Origin of the sequence: Alistipes sp. dk3624, from assembly GCF_009557455.1 — a bacterium.
Taxonomy (GTDB): Bacteria; Bacteroidota; Bacteroidia; order Bacteroidales; family Rikenellaceae; genus Alistipes_A; species Alistipes_A hominis.
On the sequence record NZ_CP045651.1, the window covers coordinates 2,883,070 to 2,904,658 of the forward strand.

15 protein-coding genes and 2 pseudogenes are annotated in these 21,589 nt (G+C 54.1%); 14 read left to right on the forward strand and 3 right to left on the reverse strand.

The window, feature by feature from the left end:
* The first annotated feature begins 125 nt into the window (after positions 1-125).
* From GFH31_RS12250 to GFH31_RS12280, 7 genes and pseudogenes are all read left to right on the forward strand, one after another.
* Entirely contained in the window at positions 126-902 is a 777-nt protein-coding gene (locus GFH31_RS12250; RefSeq protein ID WP_004329300.1) for an MBL fold metallo-hydrolase, read from the forward strand.
* Entirely contained in the window at positions 899-1,567 is a 669-nt protein-coding gene (locus GFH31_RS12255; RefSeq protein ID WP_004329299.1) for a radical SAM mobile pair protein A, read from the forward strand. The genes GFH31_RS12250 and GFH31_RS12255 overlap by 4 nt, the downstream gene beginning before the upstream one ends.
* Entirely contained in the window at positions 1,564-2,439 is an 876-nt protein-coding gene (locus GFH31_RS12260) for a radical SAM mobile pair protein B (RefSeq protein ID WP_004329298.1), read from the forward strand. The genes GFH31_RS12255 and GFH31_RS12260 overlap by 4 nt, the downstream gene beginning before the upstream one ends.
* Positions 2,440-3,801: pseudogene (locus GFH31_RS12265) on the forward strand (hybrid sensor histidine kinase/response regulator); the annotation flags it as partial.
* A pseudogene (locus tag GFH31_RS12270) lies at positions 3,794-5,115 on the forward strand (sigma-54-dependent transcriptional regulator). The pseudogenes GFH31_RS12265 and GFH31_RS12270, both read left to right, overlap by 8 nt.
* Positions 5,116-5,454: 339 nt before the next feature.
* Positions 5,455-6,198, forward strand: a complete 744-nt coding sequence (locus tag GFH31_RS12275) for an acyl-[acyl-carrier-protein] thioesterase (RefSeq protein ID WP_101570905.1) — start codon at positions 5,455-5,457, stop codon at positions 6,196-6,198.
* Positions 6,199-6,235: 37 nt separating this feature from the next.
* Positions 6,236-6,865 carry a DUF1080 domain-containing protein gene (locus GFH31_RS12280; protein WP_172970759.1) on the forward strand — a complete coding sequence of 210 codons (630 nt, stop codon included), beginning with the start codon at positions 6,236-6,238 and terminating at the stop codon, positions 6,863-6,865.
* A 126-nt stretch (positions 6,866-6,991) separates the two neighbouring features.
* Here the strand turns inward: GFH31_RS12280 and GFH31_RS12285 are convergent, their stop codons facing one another.
* Positions 6,992-8,212, reverse strand: coding sequence for a 6-bladed beta-propeller (locus GFH31_RS12285; RefSeq protein ID WP_101570904.1), 1,221 nt, complete (start codon positions 8,210-8,212; stop codon positions 6,992-6,994).
* Between the two features lie 283 nt (positions 8,213-8,495).
* The gene (locus GFH31_RS12290; protein WP_118458322.1) at positions 8,496-11,153 is read right to left on the reverse strand and encodes a hypothetical protein; all 2,658 of its coding nucleotides are present in this window, start codon (positions 11,151-11,153) and stop codon (positions 8,496-8,498) included.
* A gap of 166 nt (positions 11,154-11,319) precedes the next feature.
* Here GFH31_RS12290 and GFH31_RS12295 point away from each other — a divergent pair, with 166 nt between their 5' ends.
* From GFH31_RS12295 to GFH31_RS12305, 3 genes are read left to right on the forward strand one after another with little or no spacing between them, the layout of a single operon-like run.
* Positions 11,320-12,936, forward strand: coding sequence for an ABC-F family ATP-binding cassette domain-containing protein (locus GFH31_RS12295; protein ID WP_055203800.1), 1,617 nt, complete (start codon positions 11,320-11,322; stop codon positions 12,934-12,936).
* A 30-nt stretch (positions 12,937-12,966) separates the two neighbouring features.
* On the forward strand, positions 12,967-13,800 hold the full coding sequence (locus GFH31_RS12300; protein WP_118458324.1) for a phosphodiester glycosidase family protein: 834 nt from the start codon (positions 12,967-12,969) through the stop codon (positions 13,798-13,800).
* Positions 13,801-13,836: 36 nt separating this feature from the next.
* Positions 13,837-15,018 (forward strand): metallophosphoesterase, encoded by a 1,182-nt coding sequence (locus GFH31_RS12305; protein WP_228385769.1) that lies wholly within the window; start codon positions 13,837-13,839, stop codon positions 15,016-15,018.
* A gap of 13 nt (positions 15,019-15,031) precedes the next feature.
* On the opposite strand, the gene GFH31_RS12310 is transcribed toward GFH31_RS12305, so the two are convergent.
* Positions 15,032-15,349, reverse strand: coding sequence for a DMT family transporter (locus GFH31_RS12310; RefSeq protein WP_055203806.1), 318 nt, complete (start codon positions 15,347-15,349; stop codon positions 15,032-15,034).
* 128 nt (positions 15,350-15,477) lie between these two features.
* On the opposite strand from GFH31_RS12310, the gene GFH31_RS12315 reads away from it, so the two are divergent.
* From GFH31_RS12315 to GFH31_RS12330, 4 genes are all read left to right on the forward strand, one after another.
* The gene (locus tag GFH31_RS12315) at positions 15,478-15,915 is read left to right on the forward strand and encodes a hypothetical protein (protein WP_118458327.1); all 438 of its coding nucleotides are present in this window, start codon (positions 15,478-15,480) and stop codon (positions 15,913-15,915) included.
* An 86-nt stretch (positions 15,916-16,001) separates the two neighbouring features.
* Positions 16,002-17,246: an efflux RND transporter periplasmic adaptor subunit gene (locus GFH31_RS12320; RefSeq protein WP_228385770.1), complete on the forward strand. Its 1,245-nt coding sequence runs from the start codon at positions 16,002-16,004 to the stop codon at positions 17,244-17,246.
* 12 nt (positions 17,247-17,258) lie between these two features.
* Positions 17,259-20,348 (forward strand): efflux RND transporter permease subunit, encoded by a 3,090-nt coding sequence (locus tag GFH31_RS12325; RefSeq protein WP_153497999.1) that lies wholly within the window; start codon positions 17,259-17,261, stop codon positions 20,346-20,348.
* Positions 20,345-21,517: a TolC family protein gene (locus GFH31_RS12330; RefSeq protein WP_055203814.1), complete on the forward strand. Its 1,173-nt coding sequence runs from the start codon at positions 20,345-20,347 to the stop codon at positions 21,515-21,517. Before GFH31_RS12325 ends, GFH31_RS12330 begins: the two co-directional genes overlap by 4 nt.
* Positions 21,518-21,589: the final 72 nt, after the last annotated feature.

Consider the following 21,589-nt stretch of genomic DNA (forward strand, 5'->3'; position numbering starts at 1 on the left):
TGTCGTTTTTGCAAAGATAATAATTTCATTTATCAAAATGGCATAATTACCGTTTTTTCAGGCATAGATGTTTCGCCGGATTCTTCCGAACTTTGCACCCGTAATCAATAACAAGACATATAGTCATGAAAAAGACATCCACAGTACAATTGGTGCGCAATGCCACCTTGAAAATCAGGTATGCGGGACACACCATGCTAATTGACCCCGTTTTAGCCGACAAAGGCACTTTGATATCGGCCCTCGGTGTGAATAAAACACCGAGGGTACACCTCACCATTCCTATTCAGGATATTATCGGAGGCGTGGACATGGTGCTCCTGACCCACAATCACATCGACCATTACGAGCCGAGTGTCCCCACACATTTGCCCAAAGAAATTCCTTTCTACGTTCAGCCCCAGGACGCGGACGCCATCAGAAACGACGGATTTACAAATGTGATACCCATCGAAGAAATAAAAACAATAGACGGCATATCCATTTACCGCACGACCGGACATCATGGTTTCGGGCAGATCGGGCAGATGATGGGACCTGTATCAGGTTATGTGCTAAAAGCCGAGGGCTTCCCGACCGTTTATATAATGGGTGACTGCCGATGGGAAGCATGTATCCGAGACACCGTGGAACGGTTCAATCCTGACTATATCGTGGTAAACTCCGGAGGTGCAATCTTTCCCGAATTTTCCAAAACGGACGGTCCTATCATCCCCGACGAGAACGAAGTGATGCAGATACTTGACGAATTGCCTTCGCATATCAAGCTGATAGCCGTACACATGGATGCCATCGACCATTGCCAGACCACCCGTGCAATTCTGCGCAATGAGGCAACGCATCACGAAGCCGACATGAGCCGGCTGATTATCCCGGAGGACGGAGAAACAGTTGTGTTATGAGTGTCTGCATTAAATCCCTGATAAAAAACATGAACATAGTGGTAGGGTGCACTATAGGATGCCCTTACTGCTATGCCCGTAACAACTGCCGCCGTTTCCACATTACCGACGACTTTTCCGTGCCTGAATACATGGAACGAAAACTGCGCATCATCGATACGTCCCGTCCTCATGTGTGGCTCATGACAGGAATGAGCGATTTCTCCGATTGGAAGCCTGAATGGAACGCAGAAATTTTCGAGCGGATCAGCAGCAATCCCCAGCACGCCTATATCTTTCTGACGAAGCGCCCTGACAAAATCAGTTTCTCCTCTGACGACGAGAACGTATGGATGGGCGTGACCGTCACGCGCAGTTCCGAGAAAAGGAGGATTGATGATTTGAAAAAGAATATCAAAGCACGACACTACCATGTCACGTTTGAACCTCTCTTCGATGATATCGGCGAGATTGATTTCGAGGGAATTGACTGGATTGTCATAGGCACAGAGACCGGAAACCGAAAAGGAAAGTCATATTCGCGCCCCGAATGGGTGCTTAGCATTGCAGAACAGGCAAAGGCTCATGGCATACCGGTGTTCATGAAAGAGGATTTGCTGCCGATTATGGGCGACGAAAGAATGATTCAGGAATTGCCGGAACAATTTACCAGACGAATACAATGAATATGGATACAATAAAGGAAATAGATGTAAAGAGTGTAATGACCAAATCCTCTCTGCCGGTGGGAGGATATTCGGTCAACCCTTATGTAGGGTGTCCCCACGCCTGCAGGTATTGCTACGCATCGTTCATGAAACGGTTCACCGGGCACACCGAGCCGTGGGGTACGTTTTTAGATGTAAAAAACTGGAAGCCGATAACGAATCCTCATAAATACGACGGTGAACGTGTTGTAATAGGGTCTGTGACGGACGGTTACAATCCGTATGAAGAAGAATTCCACCGTACCCGAAGGCTGCTCGAAGAGCTGCGAGGAAGCGATGCCGAGATTATGATATGCACAAAGTCCGATCTTGTCCTTCGCGATCTCGACCTGTTGAAGAGTTTTCCCAAAGTGACTGTGTCATGGTCTGTCAATACGCTCGACGAGCAGTTCTGCGCAGATATGGACAACGCCGTAAGCATTGAACGCCGTCTGAAAGCGATGCGTCAGACATACGAGGCAGGTATCCGCACCGTATGCTTCGTCTCGCCCATATTCCCCAGAATAACAGACGTGAAGGCAATAATAGAGGAGGTAAAAGATTATGCTGATTTAATCTGGCTTGAAAACCTGAATTTACGCGGGCAGTTCAAAGGCGGGATAATGACGTATATCCGTGAGAAGTATCCTGACCTCATACCGCTTTACGAGGAAATTTACAATAAAAAAAGGCTTGAATACTGGCAGGCATTGGAGCAGGACATTTCAAATTACGCCAAGGAGCAGGGCTTCCCGTATCGTATAAACGATCTGCCATACGGACGCTCGGAAAAAGGCAAACCTGTCATCGTAAACTACTTCTACCACGAAAAAATACGATTGACAAAATGAGGCTATGCCGGACTGATGCAGAAAAGTTGTAGCGCGGATAAAAGCACCATGTATGTGGATAATATCCGGCAATCTTCCGAGCGTATGCGGGAGATGCTCAACACGCTGCTGGATTTCTTCCGTCTGGACAACGGCAAGGAGCAACCCAACCTTTCCCCTTGCAGGATTTCCGCAATCACGCATATTCTTGAAACGGAGTTCATGCCCATTGCCATGAACAAGGGGCTGACTTTGATAGTGGAGAGCCACACCGATGCGGTGGTTTTGACCGACAAGGAACGTATCCTGCAAATCGGCAACAACTTGTTGTCAAACGCCATCAAGTTCACGGATAACGGTAGTGTATCATTGGCAGCGGATTATGATAACGGTTTGCTGAAACTTATCGTTGAAGATACCGGTACGGGCATGACCGAAGATGAGCAACAACGAGTATTCGGTGCATTTGAACGTCTTTCAAATGCCGCCGCAAAAGACGGCTTCGGATTAGGATTGTCCATCGTGCAGCGTATTGTGGCGATGCTCGGTGGAACTATACGCTTGGAAAGCGAGAAAGGCAAAGGGAGCCGCTTCACGGTGGAAATTCCCATGCAGACAGCCGAGGAACTGCCGGAACAGACAATTCAAGCGCAAATGCGCCATAATCATATCTGCCATGATGTGATTGCCATCGACAATGACGAGGTACTTCTCCTTATGTTGAAAGAAATGTATGCCCATGAAGGGATGCACTGCGATACCTGTACCAATGTTTCGGTACTGATGGAGCTGATACGAAAAAAGGAATACAGCCTGCTTCTGACGGATCTGAATATGCCTGAGATAAGCGGTTTTGAACTGCTGGAACTGTTGCGCTCATCCAATGTAGGCAACTCGAAGAGTATTCCCATAGTCGTGACAACCGCTTCGGGCAGTTGCAGCAAGGAGGAACTTATAGGGCGTGGATTTGCCGGATGCCTGTTCAAGCCGTTCTCCATATCCGAACTGATGGAGATTACGGATAAATGCGCATTAAGCAGCATATTGGATGAAAAGCCGGATTTTTCCACTCTGCTATCTTATGGCAATGAATCCGTCATGCTGGACAAACTGATAGCGGAAACCGAAAAGGAAATGCAGGCGGTCAAGGATGCAGAACAGCGTAAAGACCTCCAAGAACTGGACACACTTACACACCATCTGCGAAGTTCATGGCAGATTCTCCGTGCCGACCAGCCATTGAGGGAACTTTACGCCCAACTTCATGGAAGTGCCACTCCAGATGACGAAGCGATATGCAAAGCGGTGACCGGCTGTGCTGGATAAAGGTGCTGAAATTATCCGGCAGGCAAAAGAAGAAAGGAAAAATACGAAAATGGATAAAACAAGAATCATCGTGGTGGAGGACAATATCGTGTATTGCGAGTTTGTCTGCAACCTGCTGGCACGGGAAGGATTCCGTACCGTGCAGGCTTACCACCTCTCGACCGCGAAGAAACTTCTGCAACAAGCCTCAGACGGGGACATCGTGGTTTCTGACCTACGACTACCCGACGGTGACGGCATCGACCTATTACGATGGATGCGCAAGGAAGGCATGACACAACCGTTAATCATCATGACCAACTATGCCGAAGTGCATACGGCAGTCGAAAGTATGAAACTCGGCTCGCTGGACTATATCCCCAAGCAGCTTGTGGAGGATAAACTTATGCCTCTGCTTCATACCATCCTGAAAGAACGGAGTATCGGACGAAATCGTATGCCCGTTTTTGCCCGTGACAGTTCCGCCTTTCAGAAAATCATGCAACAGATAAGATTAGTTGCCCCTACTGATATGAGCGTGCTGATATTCGGAGAGAACGGCACGGGCAAGGAGCATATCGCCCACCATCTGCATGATAAGAGCAAAAGGGCAGGGAAACCGTTTGTGCCTGTGGACTGCGGTTCACTCTCCAAAGACCTTGCGCCCTCGGCATTCTTCGGACATGTCAAAGGCGCGTTTACGGGTGCGGACAGCACAAAGAAAGGATACTTCAATGAGGCAGAGGGTGGCACATTGTTCTTGGATGAGGTAGGCAATCTCGCATTGGAAACCCAGCAGATGTTACTCCGTGCCATACAGGAACGGAGATACCGCCCTATAGGTGACAAGACGGACAAGAGCTTCAATGTCCGCATCATCGCCGCCACCAACGAGGATCTGGAGAAAGCGGTCATTGAAAAACGTTTCCGACAGGATTTGCTGTACCGTTTGCACGACTTCGAGATAACTGTTCCGCCTTGCGTGACTGTCAGGAGGACATCATGCCGTTGGCGGAGTTCTTCCGTGAGATTGCCAACAATGAATTGGAATGTAGCGTGACTGGGTTCGATGCGGAAGCCCGTAAGACATTGCTGACCCATCCGTGGCCGGGTAATGTCCGTGAGCTTCGGCAGAAGATAATGGGCGCGGTGTTGCAGGCACAGACGGGAGTTGTCATGAAAGAGCATCTGGAACTTGCCGTAACGAAACCGACCTCACCTGTCAGCTTCGCCTTGCGAAACGATGCGGAGGACAAGGAACGCATCTTACGCGCGTTGAAGCAGGCAAACGGAAACCGCAAGGTTGCCGCCGAATTGCTCGGAATCGGACGTACAACGCTGTATAGCAAGTTGGAAGAGTATGGATTAAAGTATAAATTTCAGCAATCATAGCCCGCAACTTGCCGAAAATAGAAGTAACGGTTAAACCGGATTATTCAGCGAAGATAAAAAACGTCCTGTGATAAAAATCATGGGACATTTTGATGTGTATCCGATTTTTATTGCTACTTTTGTACCAAGACGAGAGACATTGACAGCAACTCACAGCAGAACGTAGAAATAGACAGGGTTGCCAAATCATTACCTCATTTTTACCTTATCCTCAGAACTGCTTGCTAATAAAGTGGTTATAAAAATCTTCCAGAATTACGAAAAAATTTTTGGAAACGCCTTCAAATTCGTATCTTCGTCGGGAAAAATCCATGAATCCGATAAACGATCCGATGTGCGATGAATGAATTCCCGTATCCGCGATATTCCTATCAGGTGCAGCCGCGAGAGGTGGATCTGACCAAAAAAGCCACGATTTTTACGCTGGGCGATTGTATCCTGCACGCCGCCGGTGAAGACGCCGATCAGATCGGGTTCGGGGTCAGGGAACTGCAGCGGAAGAATATGACCTGGGTGCTTTCGCGCATGGCGGTCGAAGTGTACCGCTTTCCGGAAGAGTACGAGCGCTATACGATCGGGACGTGGGTAGGCGAGATCAGCCGGCTGATGACTACGCGTAATTTTGTGGTGCACGATGCCGACGATCGCCGGATCGCCGCGGCGTCGACCTGTTGGGCGATGATCGACATGCAGAGCCGTCTGCCGCTCGATCTGCGCGAAAACGTGGATTACAACCGGGCGCTGATTTCCGAACCGTGTCCCGTCGGCAAACCGCTGAAAATCGCGCGGGTGGATGGACAATTGGCCGACGACCGCCGGGTGCGGTACAGCGACGTCGACTTCAATCAGCATACCAATACGATGAAGTATATCCAGTGGATGATCGATACGTTGCCGCTGGAGCGTTTGACCGAAGGACAGATGAAGCGACTGGACATCAATTTTATACATGAGACGCGTTACGGTCAGCAAGTGCAGGTTTATTACGAAGAGGGCGAGTGCGGCGACCGTTTCGAAGTGCGTTTGATGCCGGAGGGCACGACGGCCTGCAAGGCAGTTTTTCAGTGGAATAAAAATCGATAACCCCGGCTTTGCGTGCAAAGCTGAAATATGAATGAAAATGAAAAAAACAGGCTCGTTTGTCGCAGTCGCCGCTGCGCTTGCATTGTTCTCCTGCACGGAGAAAAAGGCGGATTCCGTCCGGCTCTTCAACGGAACGGATCTGACCGGATGGGTACTTTACATGCAGGATTCGACGTTGAATCCGCAGCAGGAATTCGTCGTTCGCGACAGCGTGATCGCTCTGTCCGGACCGTTCGGATACGTACGTACCGACAAGGCTTATTCGAATTATAAGCTGAACGCCCAGTGGCGCTGGCCCGACAGCGCGACCAACAGCGGGATTTTCGTCAACATCCAGCAGGACGGTATCTGGCCCGATTGCTACGAGTGCCAGTTGTGGAACGGCCGCGCCGGCGACCTGATCAATTCGGGCGGAGCCGATTGCGCCGAATACCGGGCCGATTCGACGCTGATGATCGTGACCAAAATGAACGCATCGAACGAAAAGCCGGTCGGGGAGTGGAACAGCGCCGAGGTGATCTGCGACGACAGTACGGTGACGGTTTATATCAACGGCGAGTTGCAGAACCGGATTACCGGCGTGTCGAATAACAAGGGCTATATCGGCTTGCAGAGCGAAGGCGGCCCCATCGAATTCCGCCGTGTGGAACTTACGCCGCTCGAATAGGCGGAAAGCCGCTGCCGGATTGTAAAAATTGCCGGAACGAAAAGTTCCCCGGGTCGTACGACCCGGGGAACTTTTCGTTTATCCGGTAGGGAAATCGGGAGTTAAATTCTCGCTTCATTTTACGGATTAGAATCGTTTCGGATAAAAGAATGTAATAATCGGATTGTCTTCTTTCTGCATGGATAAGCCCAAATCCGTTCTTGCCCGGCCGAATTGTTTTACGAGTGAATCGTAAGGAAGACTTTTCCAGCCCGCCACGTCATTGGTAACCATGATCGGAAACATATACCCGATAAATGCGTCTTCGGTCGACCCGATTATATTGGCAAAAAACAGCGGAAAAAAACCGTATTTTTTACCGAAGGATATCAATTTTCCCGTCGAAAGGGAATAAATACAATCGAATTTACGATGCGCTCTGGAATAACTGAAGTGAAGATAATCTTTTGTCAGGTAAAAATCGCCGTTCATGAATAGAAATTTGGTACCGTCCTGCGCTTTTCTCAAATCTCTTTTCCGTTTTCCGTTCCGGTATTTTTCCGGTACGGTACGATCTCCGAAATTCACGGCGAACTCGACCCGGATACTTCCGTTCTCGTGAATCGAATAAATCGTATCGTTGTAGACCGGGCGGTAATAAACGATATTGTTTTTCGGGAAAAAATTGTGTCTGTTCACCAGGCTTTGATAGGTATTCTTTTTTCTGTAAAATCCGCGGGAAGTAAATGTTCCGGTAGAATCGGTCTCGAAAACAGAATAGTTGAAGATCGATCTAAATTCGTCGTTATCGCAGCTTATCGAGTTGAAAAGATATTGATTGTCGTTGAAAATATGGAACTTCATGCTATAAAAAGGAAATTTGACCGATTTGAGAAACTTTCCCTCGAGATTATAAAACTGTATGCGACGCATAAATTGATCGTATATGGCTATCTTATTACCGTAAAGTTCCATAAACGTCGGTTCTATGTATTCGCCCGGCCCTCTTCCGTGACTCCCGATAGAGCGTACGAACTGTCCCGATTTGGAGAACATCTTTACCGATTTGGAGGTGTATCCGTCCCGTAATATCAATACGCTGTCCAGAAAGATAATCTGATCAATTGCTCCTATCGTCGCTTCTGTATCGCTACTGAGTCTTATAAATGAAACGGAATCGCAAATTTCTTCTACGTTAAATGCTGAACTCCCGTCAATTTCCTTCACGTCGATAGTTCGAAACGAATCTCGATAGATTTTCATTTCAGAGACGGGGCGGCCATCTTCTTTGATTCCCTCTTTTGAGATATTCGAACAACCCCCAAAAAGGAATATCAGAAATGTAATTCCGAATAATTTTTTTGTCATAAACGATTTTTAATCTAAAAAGATTGTTTTTCGCAAAAGCGTTTGTCCGGTGCTGCGCATAAGTTCTGCTTCTCTTTCGTTTACAATCGTTACCGGATCTTTGCATGTCCGTGTAGGATGATTTTCCCAATTATTATCCGCTGTCCTAATTAGTTATAAAGTATTATGTTTATTGCTTATATCAAATGTCTTTTGACGGATGACCGACAGTCCTGCGCGATTATCGTATTGAAAAAATACCGGCGCCCATCGTGAGCGCCGGCATTGTAGTGGAAAATTCGAATTACAAACCCGGCGTTTCGACTTCGTAATTTTGTGTTCCGGTTATATTTTCGATCCAGACCCAGTAGGCCGGCTGCCCGTGAAAGCTGCCCGAGCGTTCGACCCGCACGTCGGCCCCGCCTTTTGCGCGTACCGCTTCGGCGATCCGGTCGGCCTCAGCCTGCCCGGTATAGGGGCCGAAGCGGATGTCCAGCGCCGGCACCGGTTTGTCGCACCGCAGCGTGAAACGTTGGCCGCGCCGGTAGGCGTAGTCGATCGTGGCGCTCTCCAGTCGGTCGCCGCTGCGGGTCATCACGCGGGCTCCGGTTACTTCCAGTCCGTTCAGCGGGTCGGGGATACGCGGCAGCAGCCGTACCCGGTCGTCGCGCGAGTCGTCCACGCCGGCACAGATTTCCAGCGCGTTCATGGCCGGTCCCTGATTGGCTCCGTTGCTCAGGTCGCAGATGCGGTACCAACGGCCGTCGGGCATGATGTTCGCCCCTTCGGGGATGATCCACATCCATTTTCGCCAGTCGATCCCGCGCGTGCTGTCTGCGTAATTCATGTTTTTGTCGTACGTGTAGCGGGCGATGCTGACCAGCAGCCGTCCGGCATTGTCCATTTGGTCGAGCACCAGCGCCGAGTGGGTCAGCCACCCGATACCGTATCCCATGCCGAGCACCGGGGTATCGCCGTAGCGTTGGTTCAGTTGGCGTCTGAGCGTGTGACGCGTGATCGGCGTTAGGTCTTCGTCCATCCGCTGCGGGTCGAGCCCTTCGCGATAGAGCGAGAACCAGGCCTGTACCAGGCAGTCCTGCAGGCTCGGCAGCACGGAGTTGCGGGCTACGCGCCACATCCGGTCGTGATCCGGCCCGACGGCCAGCATTCGCAGCATTCCGCCGCGGATGCGCTCCGCATAGGCCCTGTATTTTTCTGCCAGCGCCGTGTCGCCCATCGCTTCGGCCATTTCGGCCGAGCACAGCAGCGCCGTCATCGACGTATAGCTGGCGTACACTTCGTACATATCGCAGTTAGCGTAATTATCCCGGATTTTCCGCGGGTCGGTTTCGGTATCCATGTTTTTCGGGATCTGGCTGATCTTGCTGAATTTCGCCGCCCATCCGGTGAATTCGCCCTCGCTGTACACAACGTCGCGGCCGGTATAGTCGAGCAGCCAGCAGATAAAGTCGGTGGCGTCTTTGGTCGATTGCCAGCGGCTTTTGCGGTAGACGCTGTCGCGCGTTTCGGTGAGCCACTCTCCGGTCGGTTTACCGAGCTGCTTCCAGGCGAACCAGCGGCTGACGATCGTCGAGGAGTGTCCTTCCATCTCTTCGTCTCCCGGAATTTCGTTGATCTCGTAAGGGATTGCGGCGGGGCCGTTCATCACGAACGCCCAGTGCGGGGGCGCGTCTTTCGGATATTTGGAGACGTCGATCGGCCCGTTGTCCGGTCCGTTCTGCGGATCGCGGTCGGCCCGGTAGAAATAGAGCCATTTGTCGCAGTAGTCCACGTAGCTGGTAAGCCGTTGCGGGTTGTCGATGCAGCGCAGCGCCTGCCGCACGTAGTGATCCGAGGTACGGGAGTAGGGTTCGCGGTAGATGCCGATCGGCTCCCAAGTTCCGATTCCCTGGTAGCCGCCGTAGAACGGCGATCCGACACCTGTTTCATAAAAGCATCCGGTCGCCGGGTCGAATTTTTCGTCGATGTTGGTCAGGTTAGCCACCCAGATGTTCGACAGCATGTCCCCTTCGACCGAATCGGAAAGGAAGCGGATGCCCGTTCCCTTGAATCCCTGCGGGAAGTCGATTCGTTCGACCTTTTTCGGCAGGTCGTCGAGACTGGTATAAAGGATGTCCGACAGGGCTTCGAGTTTCGGTCCGAAGTCGGGAATGTCGTCGGTCGCGAAAGCGGGTTGCAGGTCGCCTTTCATAACGGTACGTTTACCAAATGCGGTCAGCCGTTCGGTCGGTTTCGCACCCCGGGGCAGTTGCAGCGTGATTCCCGAAATCAGGATCTCCCCCCGTTTTTCGGTGTTGTTGTGAACGACGATCGATTCGATCGGCAGTTCGCGCGGCGTAACCGGCAGGTAATAGGCGCGGTAACTGTCGCCGGCTTCCATGTATTCGCCGGTTTCGCGCACTTGCAGCGCATCGCGCAGCACCTGCATGTATTCGGGGCGCGAGGCGAACGGTTCGCGGATCACCCGTCCTGCGTTGTGCGACGGATTTTTCCATTGGTTGAAAAACCAGATCGTACTGCCGACGATCATCGGGATACGGTCGGAGGAGCCGTCGGCGTAGCGGATCTCGATTTCGCCGATGGAAGTGCCGATCTGCACCTGGTCTTCGCGGGTTTCTCGCAGTTCGAAATGCTCGCCCCAGTGAGCCAGCCCGCTGTCCCAGCCGTCGTTGATCATGCCGAGCAGATACAACGTGCGAGCCGGCGATCCCACCGGGATGGTTTCGTCGGCGCCGTTGCGGACCCGGACGGTATTTTCCCGTTTGGAAACGGGGGCGGCCAGGAACGGGATCGTCCGGCAGAATACCAGCGAGTCGCCCGATTCGATTTTTAAGCCGTACAGGTCGGAGACCGACGTCCGGGCGTCGGGCCGCTGCGCCGAGACGGTCGTCGAAAGCAGTAGCAGCAGCGCGGCGCTGCAAAAAAGTGAAAATTTTTTCATGGTAGGTAAGTTAGGATTTTAGCCTCGTTAAAATTAATAAAATAAATTTTCTTTTAACGGATTTCCTGCGGAAAGTTTTGAATAAGTGCCTCGGGATCGTTTTCCGGGTTGGAATAACGCCCGGTAAATCGTACCTTTGGGGCGTAAAATAAAACGGAACAGACGCATGATTACAGTTTCAAACTTGGAAGTACAATACGGGAAACGAGTTCTTTTCAAAGATATCAACCTGAAATTCACACCCGGAAACTGCTATGGGGTGATCGGTGCGAACGGCGCCGGCAAATCGACTTTTCTGAAAGTGCTCAGCGGCGATGTGACGCCGACGCGCGGGTCGGTCGCATTCGGGCCGCACGAACGGCTGTCGGTGCTGAAGCAGGATCACTTCGAATTCGACGAGTGTACGGTGCTGGATACCGTGCTGATGGGACACCAGCCGCTGTGGTCGCTGATGCAGGAGAAAAATGCCCTATATGCGAAACCCGATTTCTCGGAAGAGGACGGAATCAAAGTCGGCGAACTGGAGGAGAAATTCGCCGAGATGGACGGCTGGAACGCCGAAAGCGACGCTGCCAACCTGTTGAGCGGGCTGGGGATCAAGGAAAATCTGCATTACGAACTGATGGGACGGCTGAACGCCAAAGAGAAGGTGCGCGTGCTGTTGGCGCAGGCCCTGTTCGGCAAGCCGGACAACCTGCTGCTCGACGAGCCGACGAACGACCTGGACGTCAACACGATCATGTGGCTCGAAAACTACTTGGCGAATTATGAGAATACGGTGTTGGTCGTTTCGCACGACCGCCATTTCCTCGATTCGGTCAGTACGCACATCGTCGATATCGATTACAGCGACATCAACCTGTTCTCCGGAAATTACAGTTTCTGGTACGAATCGAGTCAGTTGGCCGCCCGTCAGCAGGCCAACCAGAACAAAAAGGCCGAGGAGAAGAAAAAGGAGTTGCAGGAATTTATCCAGCGGTTCAGCGCCAACGTGGCCAAATCGAAGCAGACGACCAGCCGCAAAAAAATGCTCGAAAAACTCAATATCGAGGAGATCAAGCCTTCGATGCGCAAATATCCGGGGATCATTTTCCAGCCCGAGCGCGAGCCGGGAACCAAAATTCTGGCGGTCGACGGCCTCAGCAAGACGGTCGGCGGCGAGACGTTGTTCCGAAACGTATCGTTCACGATCGAAAAGGGAGACAAGGTGGCGTTCCTGTCGCGCGAGCCGCGCGCGATTACCGCGCTGTTCGAGATCGTCGCCGGCGACGACAAGCCCGACAGCGGTATGGTCGAGTGGGGCGTAACGATCAATCCGGCCTATTTGCCGTTGAACAATGCGCCGTTTTTCGACAATCAGCTGACCATCGTGGACTGGTTGGCCCAGTTTTCGCAGGATACCAGCGAATTGTACCTGCGCGGGTATCTGGGCAAGATGCTGTTCAGCGGCGACGAGATTTACAAGCAGGTCAACGTGCTGTCCGGAGGGGAGAAAATGCGGTGCATGATCGCCCGGATGATGATCCGCCAGGCCAATACGCTGTTGCTCGACTCGCCGACCAACCACCTCGACCTGGAATCGATCCAGGCGTTCAACAATGCGTTGGTCGCCTTCAAGGGCGTCGTGCTGATGACTTCGCACGACCACGAGTTCATCAATACGGTGGCTAACCGGATCATCGAGATCACGCCGAACGGAATGATCGACAAGTACATGGAGTACGACGACTACCTGTTCGACGAGCGGGTGCAGGAAAATCTGAACCGCCTGTATACGAAATAGCGGACTTGCGCCGTTCGAAAATTGTTTATTATGAGATTGAAATCGCTTATACGGATCGTGCTGTTACTGCTCTGCTTTTCGGGCGGCGTTTCCGCGCAGAGTCCGGCCGATTCCGCGGCTTTGGCAAATGCTTCGTGGCGGACGGTTTACGATGCGGACGGGATGACTGTCCGTAAGTTGTCGATCCGCCTTTTCGATTCCGATCAGCAGATTTCGTGCATCGAGATCGCCCCGGAAAAATACCGTTTGGCCGTGATTCAGGATTCGCTTCGTACGAAGACTTCCCGGATCGGGAAGCAGTCCGGCGGGGTAGCGGCGATCAACGGGGGCTTTTTTAAAACCCGTACGAAACAGGCCGTAGCCATGGGTTTCATAAAAACAGGAGGATATCGGCCCGCCCAGATAGGGGCCGAAACCGGCGTCGCCGTGGCGGTCGATACTGCGGGAGTACTGCGGTTGATCGATTGGAGTCTGGCGATGGAGCAGGCGGACGCTCCGCATCGGGATCGGTATCCCGATGTGATGGTAACCGGCCCGATGCTGCTGCGCGGCGGCCGGTCGTTGATTCCGTGGGATTCGACGGCTCCCCGCCATCCGCGATCCTGCGTCGGGACGAAAGCCGACGGAACCGTCCTGCTGATGGTCGTGGACGGACGGCAGAGCCGCGCGGCGGGGATGGCCCTGTGCGAATTGGCTTATGCGGCCCGCCTGATGGGAGCGGCGGATGCGATAAACCTCGACGGGGGAGGATCTTCGACCTTGTGGACGAAGGGGCAGGGGATCGTCAACGCTCCTTCCGACCGGATGCTCTTTTTTCGCTCGGAACGTCCCGTCTGCAATGCGATCGTCGTGAAACGTAAATAAGGAATGATACTGTACTTGATTGTTATACTGTCTGTTGTGTCCGTGACGCTGGATCTGCTGATCCTGCGCCGGATTCGTCGGCGGTTACCGGACAAGCGGTGGCTGCGGAGACTCTATCTGGCGCACTTCCTGTTGCTCGATGCGGGGATCGTCGCCGCGCTGCTTTTTTACCGCTGCTGCTCCGAGGCGGGGGCGGAAAGTTACATGCACGTTATCCTGTGGGTGATCTGCCTGTTCTTTATGAGCGTCGGGCCGAAGTCGGTCTACATGTTGGTTTCGCTGCTGGATTATCCGGCCGGTTGGGTACGAAGAAAAAAGGTGCGGTTGTTTTCGAGGATCGGTCTGGCGGCTGGTGCGCTGACCCTGCTCGTGATGATATGGGGTGCGACAGCCGGCCGGTCGCGGATCGTGGAGGAAGACCTGATCGTCCGTTCGGATAAGATTCCGGCCGCTTTCGACGGTTATAAGATAGTACTGTTTACCGACCTGCACGCCGGCAACGAACCCGGGAACCGCCGCTTTATCCGGCGAATGGTGCGGAAGATCAACGAACAGCATCCCGATCTGGTTGTCAATGCGGGCGACCTGGTCAATATAGACGCCCGCGAGCTGACCGATTCGGTGATGTCCGTATTGTCCGGAATCCGTGCGAAAGACGGGGTCTATTCGGTGTATGGCAATCACGATCTGGGGATCTACCTGAGCCGGGACAGCGACCTGACTCCGCGGCAGAGTTTCGACGAATTGGCCGTCCGGCAGCGGGCGATGGGATGGAACCTGTTGGATAACGAGTCTCGGTACGTCCGGCGCGGCAGCGACAGCATCTCGGTGACGGGGGTGAATTTCCCGATCGGGAAAAAACTGAACGGACGGCAGAACGTCGATTTCGCACGCTGCGATTTCGACGCAGCCTACCGGGGAGTGCCCGACAGCCTGTTCAACCTGTTGATCGCCCATACTCCGGAAGTGTGGGACGAAGCGCTGGCTACCGGACGGGCCGATCTGACCCTGTCGGGGCATGTACATGCGATGCAGCTCAAAATCCGGCTCGGCGGATGGGCGTGGTCGCCTGCCGAATGGATGTACGATCGATGGAGCGGTCTGTACGAAGAGGACGGGAAATACCTTTTCGTCAACGACGGAATGGGGTATGTGATGTACCCGATGCGTATCGGAACGTATCCGTCGATTACGGTAATTACGTTGAAATCCGAGTAAGGCGGACGGGAACCTACGAGGAAAGTTTCATGCCGATCACCCCGAGGACGATCAGCGCCGCGGAGAACAGCCGCCAGAATCCGGCCGAGTCGCCGAAAAAGAAAATTCCCATCAACAGCGTTCCGACCGCGCCGATACCCGTCCAGACGACGTAGGCGGTGCCGATGGCGATCGTCCGCTGGGCGACGTAAAGCAAGAACATGCTCAGCGCCATTGAAAAAATGGCGATCAGGATACCCCATATCTTGACCGGCATACTCTGCGACAGTTTCAGCCCCACTGCCCATCCCATTTCGAAAAGTCCCCCGAGGATCAAATAAAACCAAGCCATAATTCGTTCGCTTCAATAATTGACGCGCCGAAGGTAGTGAAATTTCCGGCCGTTATGAAATTGTCGAAAAAAAATTGTATTTTTGTCCGTAATCTTTTTAGACGGATCGACGGGATAACCGACCAGAAATGAAAAAACGCATATCCGCCATATTCGTACTGCTCACGGGAACGCTGTTGCTGGCGTTGTCGGCGTTGCCGCATCACCATCACGGCGACCGGATCAGTTTCGTCGCTCCGGAACGGTGCGTCGAATGTTTCGGGCACGTTCCCTGCTGCGGAGGGAACGACGATCACGGCGGATCGGACACGGACTGCGATCTGCGGTATCTGTTCGTGATGTACGGACGGGGCGGCAGCCAGCTCGTACAGGCGGTCGATCAACAGGACGATCCTACGGGCGGTTATCATTTTCCCGTCACGCTTTTCTTCGATTCCGTTTTTACGTTCGACGCCCGCGTTTATGCGATGGCGACGGTCTCTTTCGCACCGTTTGCCGAACCGGCTGCCCGGCCGGATGCGGCGGCATTGCCGCTGCTGCGGGCTCCTCCCGTTTTCATTGCATAGTTTTTGTTTCCGCACGGCGGAAAGACGACTCTTTCGTTTGCAAACGAGGGAGCGTGTTCACATGATTCAAACAAAAAATCCATGCAATGAATAAAATATTGTTAGCAAGCATACTGTCCGTAGCCCTGATGACGGGTTGCGGGAACCGGCCTTCGAGCGCCGGAGCGTCCGGGGACGGACATACGTCCGAAGCGGAACACGGCGATCACGACGGCCATGACCATGAAGCCGAAGGGCACGATCACGAGGCCGAGGAGGCCGGGCGCGCGGGACACGATCACGGAGCCGGAGGGGATACCCATGCCGGTGAAATCGTCTTTACGAAAGCGCAGGCCGCGCAGACCGATTTCGAACTGTTCGAAGTGCAACCCGTTACGTTCAATGAAGTGATTCCTACCAGCGGTCGGATCATGGCAGCGCAAGGCGACGAGGCTTCGGTCGTAGCGCCGGTCGGCGGCGTCGTGTCGTTCACCAATAAGAAGATCGCCGACGGTACGCCGGTCGGCCGCGGGGAAACGCTGTTTACGATTTCGTCCAAAGAGATGGCCGAAGGGGATTACGTGGCCCGCACCCGCTCAACGTACGAGCAGGCCAAAGCGGCTTTCGAACGCGCCGAAAACCTCGTGAAAGACAAGATCATTTCACAGTCGGATTACGAACAGAGCCGGCTCGCTTACGAAAATGCCAAAACCGCCTACGATGCGGTTGCAGGCAAAACTTCCGTCCGGGGAACGCGGGTTACGGCCCCGATCGGCGGTTTTATTAAGAATGTCGCCGTGAGCGAAGGGGCCTTCGTCGAAGTGGGACAGACGCTGGCCACCGTTTCGCAGAATAAACGGCTCGTACTGCGCGCCGAAGTGTCGCAACGGTACCTGAACGATCTGCGTTCGGTGTCGGGCGCGAATTTCCGTACGCCGTACGACGACAAAGTCTATTCGCTCTCCGAAATGAACGGGCGGCTATTGTCGGTCGGTAAGAGTTCCGACGGCAGTTCGGTTTTCATTCCGGTTATTTTCGAATTCGATAACGGCGGGGACGTGATCCCGGGATCGTTCGTCGAGATTTATCTGATATCGTCGCCGCAGCGCGACGTGCTGACCGTGCCGCTGAGCGCCGTAACGGAGGATCAGGGTGTTCACTTCGTATTCGTGCAACTCGACGACGAGGGGTATGCCAAACGGGAAGTGAAGCTCGGCGCGGACGACGGCAGGAACGTACGTGTGTTGTCGGGTCTGAAAGCCGGCGAGACGGTCGTCAGCAAAGGCGTCGCGCAGGTAAAAATGGCTTCGTTCTCCGGGGCGATCCCCGAAGGCCATTCGCACTCCCACTAAATCGCCTGCGTCATGCTGAATAAAATCATAAACTTTTCATTGCACAACAGGCTGTTGGTGATGATTGCGGGCGTCGTGCTGCTGGCCGTGGGCACGTTTACCGCCCGCCATATGGAGGTCGACGTTTTTCCCGACTTGAATGCGCCGACCGTGGTCGTGATGACCGAGGCGAACGGAATGGCCGCCGAAGAGGTCGAACGCACCGTGACGTTCCCGATCGAAACGGCCGTCAACGGAGCGACCGACGTGCGCCGCGTGCGTTCGTCGTCGACGACCGGATTTTCGGTCGTCTGGGTCGAGTTCGACTGGGGAACCGATATTTACCGGGCGCGCCAGATCGTTTCCGAAAAGCTGGCTACGCTCAGCGAGACGCTGCCGCAGAACGTCGGCACGCCGACGCTCGGGCCGCAGTCGTCGATCCTCGGCGAACTGCTGATCGTCGGACTGACGGCCGATACCACTTCGTTACAGGAACTGCGGACGCTGGCCGATTGGGTGATCCGCCCGCGGCTGCTGGCTACCGGCGGCGTCGCCCAGGTAACGGTGATCGGCGGCGACATCAAGGAGTACCAGGTGCTGCTCGACCCGGCGCGGATGCGCCATTACGACGTTTCGATGCAACAGGTGCTCGACGTGGTGGCCGACCTGAGCCGCAATTCCAGCGGCGGTATCCTGAACCAGTACGGCAACGAATACATCATCCGCGGGGTGCTTTCCACGGCCGACGAGCAGGAGTTGGGGAAAGCCGTCGTTAAGACGACGGACGGCATTCCGGTGCTGCTCGAAAACGTTGCGGATGTGAAAATCGGAGCGAAATCGCCGCGGCTGGGCGTCGCTTCGGAGCGCGGCAAACCGGCCGTTCTGATGACCGTGACCAAACAACCGAATACCAATACGCTCGAACTGACCGACAAACTCGATCGGACGCTCGCCGAAATCCAGCGCACTCTGCCGCCGGACGTGCATGTTTCGACCGACATTTTCCGGCAGTCGCGGTTCATCGAAAGTTCGGTGGACAACATTCAGAAAGCGCTGTTCGAGGGGGCTATTTTCGTCGTGATCGTGCTGTTCGTCTTCCTGATGAATTTCCGCACGACGGTCATATCGCTGATCGCGCTGCCGCTGTCGTTGCTGGTGTCGGTGCTGGCGCTGAAGGCGATGGGGCTTACGATCAATACGATGAGCCTCGGCGGTATGGCCATTGCGATCGGCTCGCTGGTCGACGATGCGATCATCGACGTCGAGAACGTATTCAAGCGACTCCGACAGAACTTTTTGAAACCGAAAGAGGAACGGCTTCCGACGCTTACGGTCGTCTACGAGGCTTCGAAAGAAATCCGTACGTCGGTCGTCAATGCGACGATCATTACGATCGTGGCTTTCGTGCCGTTGTTTTTCCTCGGCGGGCTCGAAGGACGCATGTTGCGTCCGCTCGGGATTTCGTTCATCGTGGCGCTGTTCGCGTCGATGGTCGTCGCCGTGACGCTGACGCCGGTGCTGTGCAGTTACCTGCTGACCGGCGATCGGGTGTTGCAACGCAGCCAGAAAGAACCGATCGTTTCCCGTTTCCTGAAACGAATTTACAAAAAGGCGCTCGAATGGGTGCTTTCGCATAAACGGCTCGTAATCGGTTCGACCGTCGCGCTGTTCGTCGCTTCGCTGGTCGTATTTTTCAGCCTGGGACGGAATTTCCTACCGCCGTTCAACGAAGGTTCGCTGACGATCAATACCTCTACGATGCCCGGCATTTCGCTCGAAGAGTCCGATAAGATCGGGCGCGAGGTGGAACGTATCCTGCTCGAAATCCCCGAAATACAGACGGTCGCCCGCAAAACCGGGCGCGCCGAACTGGACGAACACGCGCTCGGCGTGAATGTTTCGGAAATGGAGGCTCCGTTCGAACTGGACGAGCGTTCGCGTCAGGAGTTTCTCTCCGACGTGCGGGCTCGGCTCGGCGTGCTGAAAGGCGTCAATATCGAAATCGGCCAGCCGATTTCGCATCGGATCGACGCGATGCTGTCCGGCACGAGGGCCAATATCGCGATCAAACTGTTCGGGCCCGACCTGAACCGGCTTTTCTCGCTCGGAAATCAGGTCAAAGGCGCCGTTTCGGGCGTCGCCGGCGTAGCCGACCTGAACGTCGAGCAGCAGGTCGAGCGGCCGCAGTTGCAGATCCGCCCGAAACGCGAAATGCTCGCCAAATACGGCATTCCGCTGCCCGAGTTTTCACGATTCATCGAGGTGGCGCTGGGCGGCGAAGTCGTTTCGCAGGTCTACGACCAGGGGCGTTCGTTCGACGTAACGGTCAAGATGGACGATGCCGATCGATCCGACATGGAGCGTATCGGGAATCTGACGATCGACGGGACGTCCGGTAAAGTGCCGCTCAGTTACGTGGCCGATATCGTATCGACCTCGGGGCCGAATGCGATCAGCCGCGAGAACGCACAGCGCAAGATCGTCGTATCGGCCAACGTGGCCGACCGCGACCTGCATAGCGTGGTGGGCGATATCCAGGAAATGATCCGGGAGAAGGTCGATCTGCCCGAAGGATACCATATCGAATACGGCGGCCAGTTCGAGAGCGAGCAGGCCGCGTCGCGGGTGCTGTCGCTTATGTCGATCATTTCGCTGCTCATTATCTTTTTGCTGCTGTTCCAGGAGTTCCGCAGCCTGTCGGTGTCGGGCATCATCATGCTGAATCTGCCGCTGGCGCTGATCGGCGGGATCGTTAGCATCTGGCTGACCAGCGGGGAGGTCAGCATCCCGGCGATTATCGGCTTCATTTCGCTGTTCGGCATTGCGACGCGCAACGGCATACTCCTTGTATCGCATTACAATCAACTGCGCAGCGAGGGCATGTCGTTGCACGACAGCGTGGTGAACGGATCGCTCGACCGGCTGAACCCGATCCTGATGACGGCGCTGTCGTCGGCGCTGGCGCTGATTCCGCTGGCGCTCGGCGGCGACTTGCCCGGTAACGAAATTCAGAGTCCGATGGCCAAGGTGATTCTGGGCGGACTGCTGAGTTCGACGCTGTTGAACGGGTTTATCGTTCCGGCAGTTTACCTGATTATTAACCGTAAAAACAGCAACGTATGAAATGCATCCTGATATTTGCGGCCGCCCTGTTTGCGGGGACGGCTTACGGTCAGCGCAGCGTTGACGACGTATTGCGCGAGGTCGAAGCCGCGAGCAAGGAACTGAAAGCCCAGCGCGAACTGACCGCCGCCCAGAAGATGGAAGCCCAGACCGGCAAGTACCTCGCCAATCCGAGCGTCGAGTTCGAAAGCCTGTGGGGCGGGGCCGAACGGATCCGTAATTCCGAGTTGACGGTGATGCAGGCTTTCGATTTTCCGTCGGCTTACGCATCGCGCAACAAGATTGCGAAACTTCGTTCGTCGTATTACGATACGGAAGGCGCCGCGTTGCGTCAGCAGTTGTTGCTGGACGCTAAGACGTTGTGCATCCAGATCGTCCACCTGAACCGGATGAAGGAGTTTCTGTCCGAACGGGTCGTCAATGCCGAACGGCTGGATTCCGCTTACCGTCGGAAGTTTGCAATCGGAGAAGCCAATATTCTGGAATGTAATAAGATCGGAGTCGAGCTGATCTCCGCGAAAACCGAGTATAACCTCAATGAAGCCGAACTGCTGGCCAAATGTCAGCAATTGGCTACGCTGACCGGAACCGAAAGCGACCGGTTTTCCGGTCTGGTCTATCCGACCGTGGAGAGTTTGCCTGCATTCGAACAACTGAGCGCGCTGTATATGGAGCAAAATCCGCAGGTGCAAAGCCTGCAGCAGCAGGTGTCGGTCGATAAGCAAAGCGTATCGCTGAACCGTTCGCTGTCGCTGCCGAAGTTCGAAATGGGTTATCGGCACGATTTCGGCGGGGAAGGACGTTTCAAAGGGTTCAAGGTGGGAATGTCGATTCCGCTTTTCGAGAACAAGAACAAGGTGAAGGCCGCGCGCGCCCAGGCGGCTTCGTCATCCGCTCAACTGGAAAGCGTTCGGCTGAATGCGGCGTCGGAGCTCCGGCAGTTGTACGACCAGGCCGTTACGCTGCGGGAATCGATGCGGTCGATGGAGTCGGTGTTGCAGGCGCAGAATAACCTGTCGATGCTGAACAAAGCGCTGGATGCCGGACAGATCACGGTGATCGAGTATATTACCGAGATCGGCGTGCTGTACCAGAGCCGCCAGATGCAGTTGCAGCTCGAACGGGATTACAATTTGATAACAGCCCAACTTTTCCGGTTCGAATTGTAGGAACGCGTTCCTACAATTCGAACTTTATTTTCCGAATAACACGCTTACGGTTTTGTCCGTAAGCGTGTTATT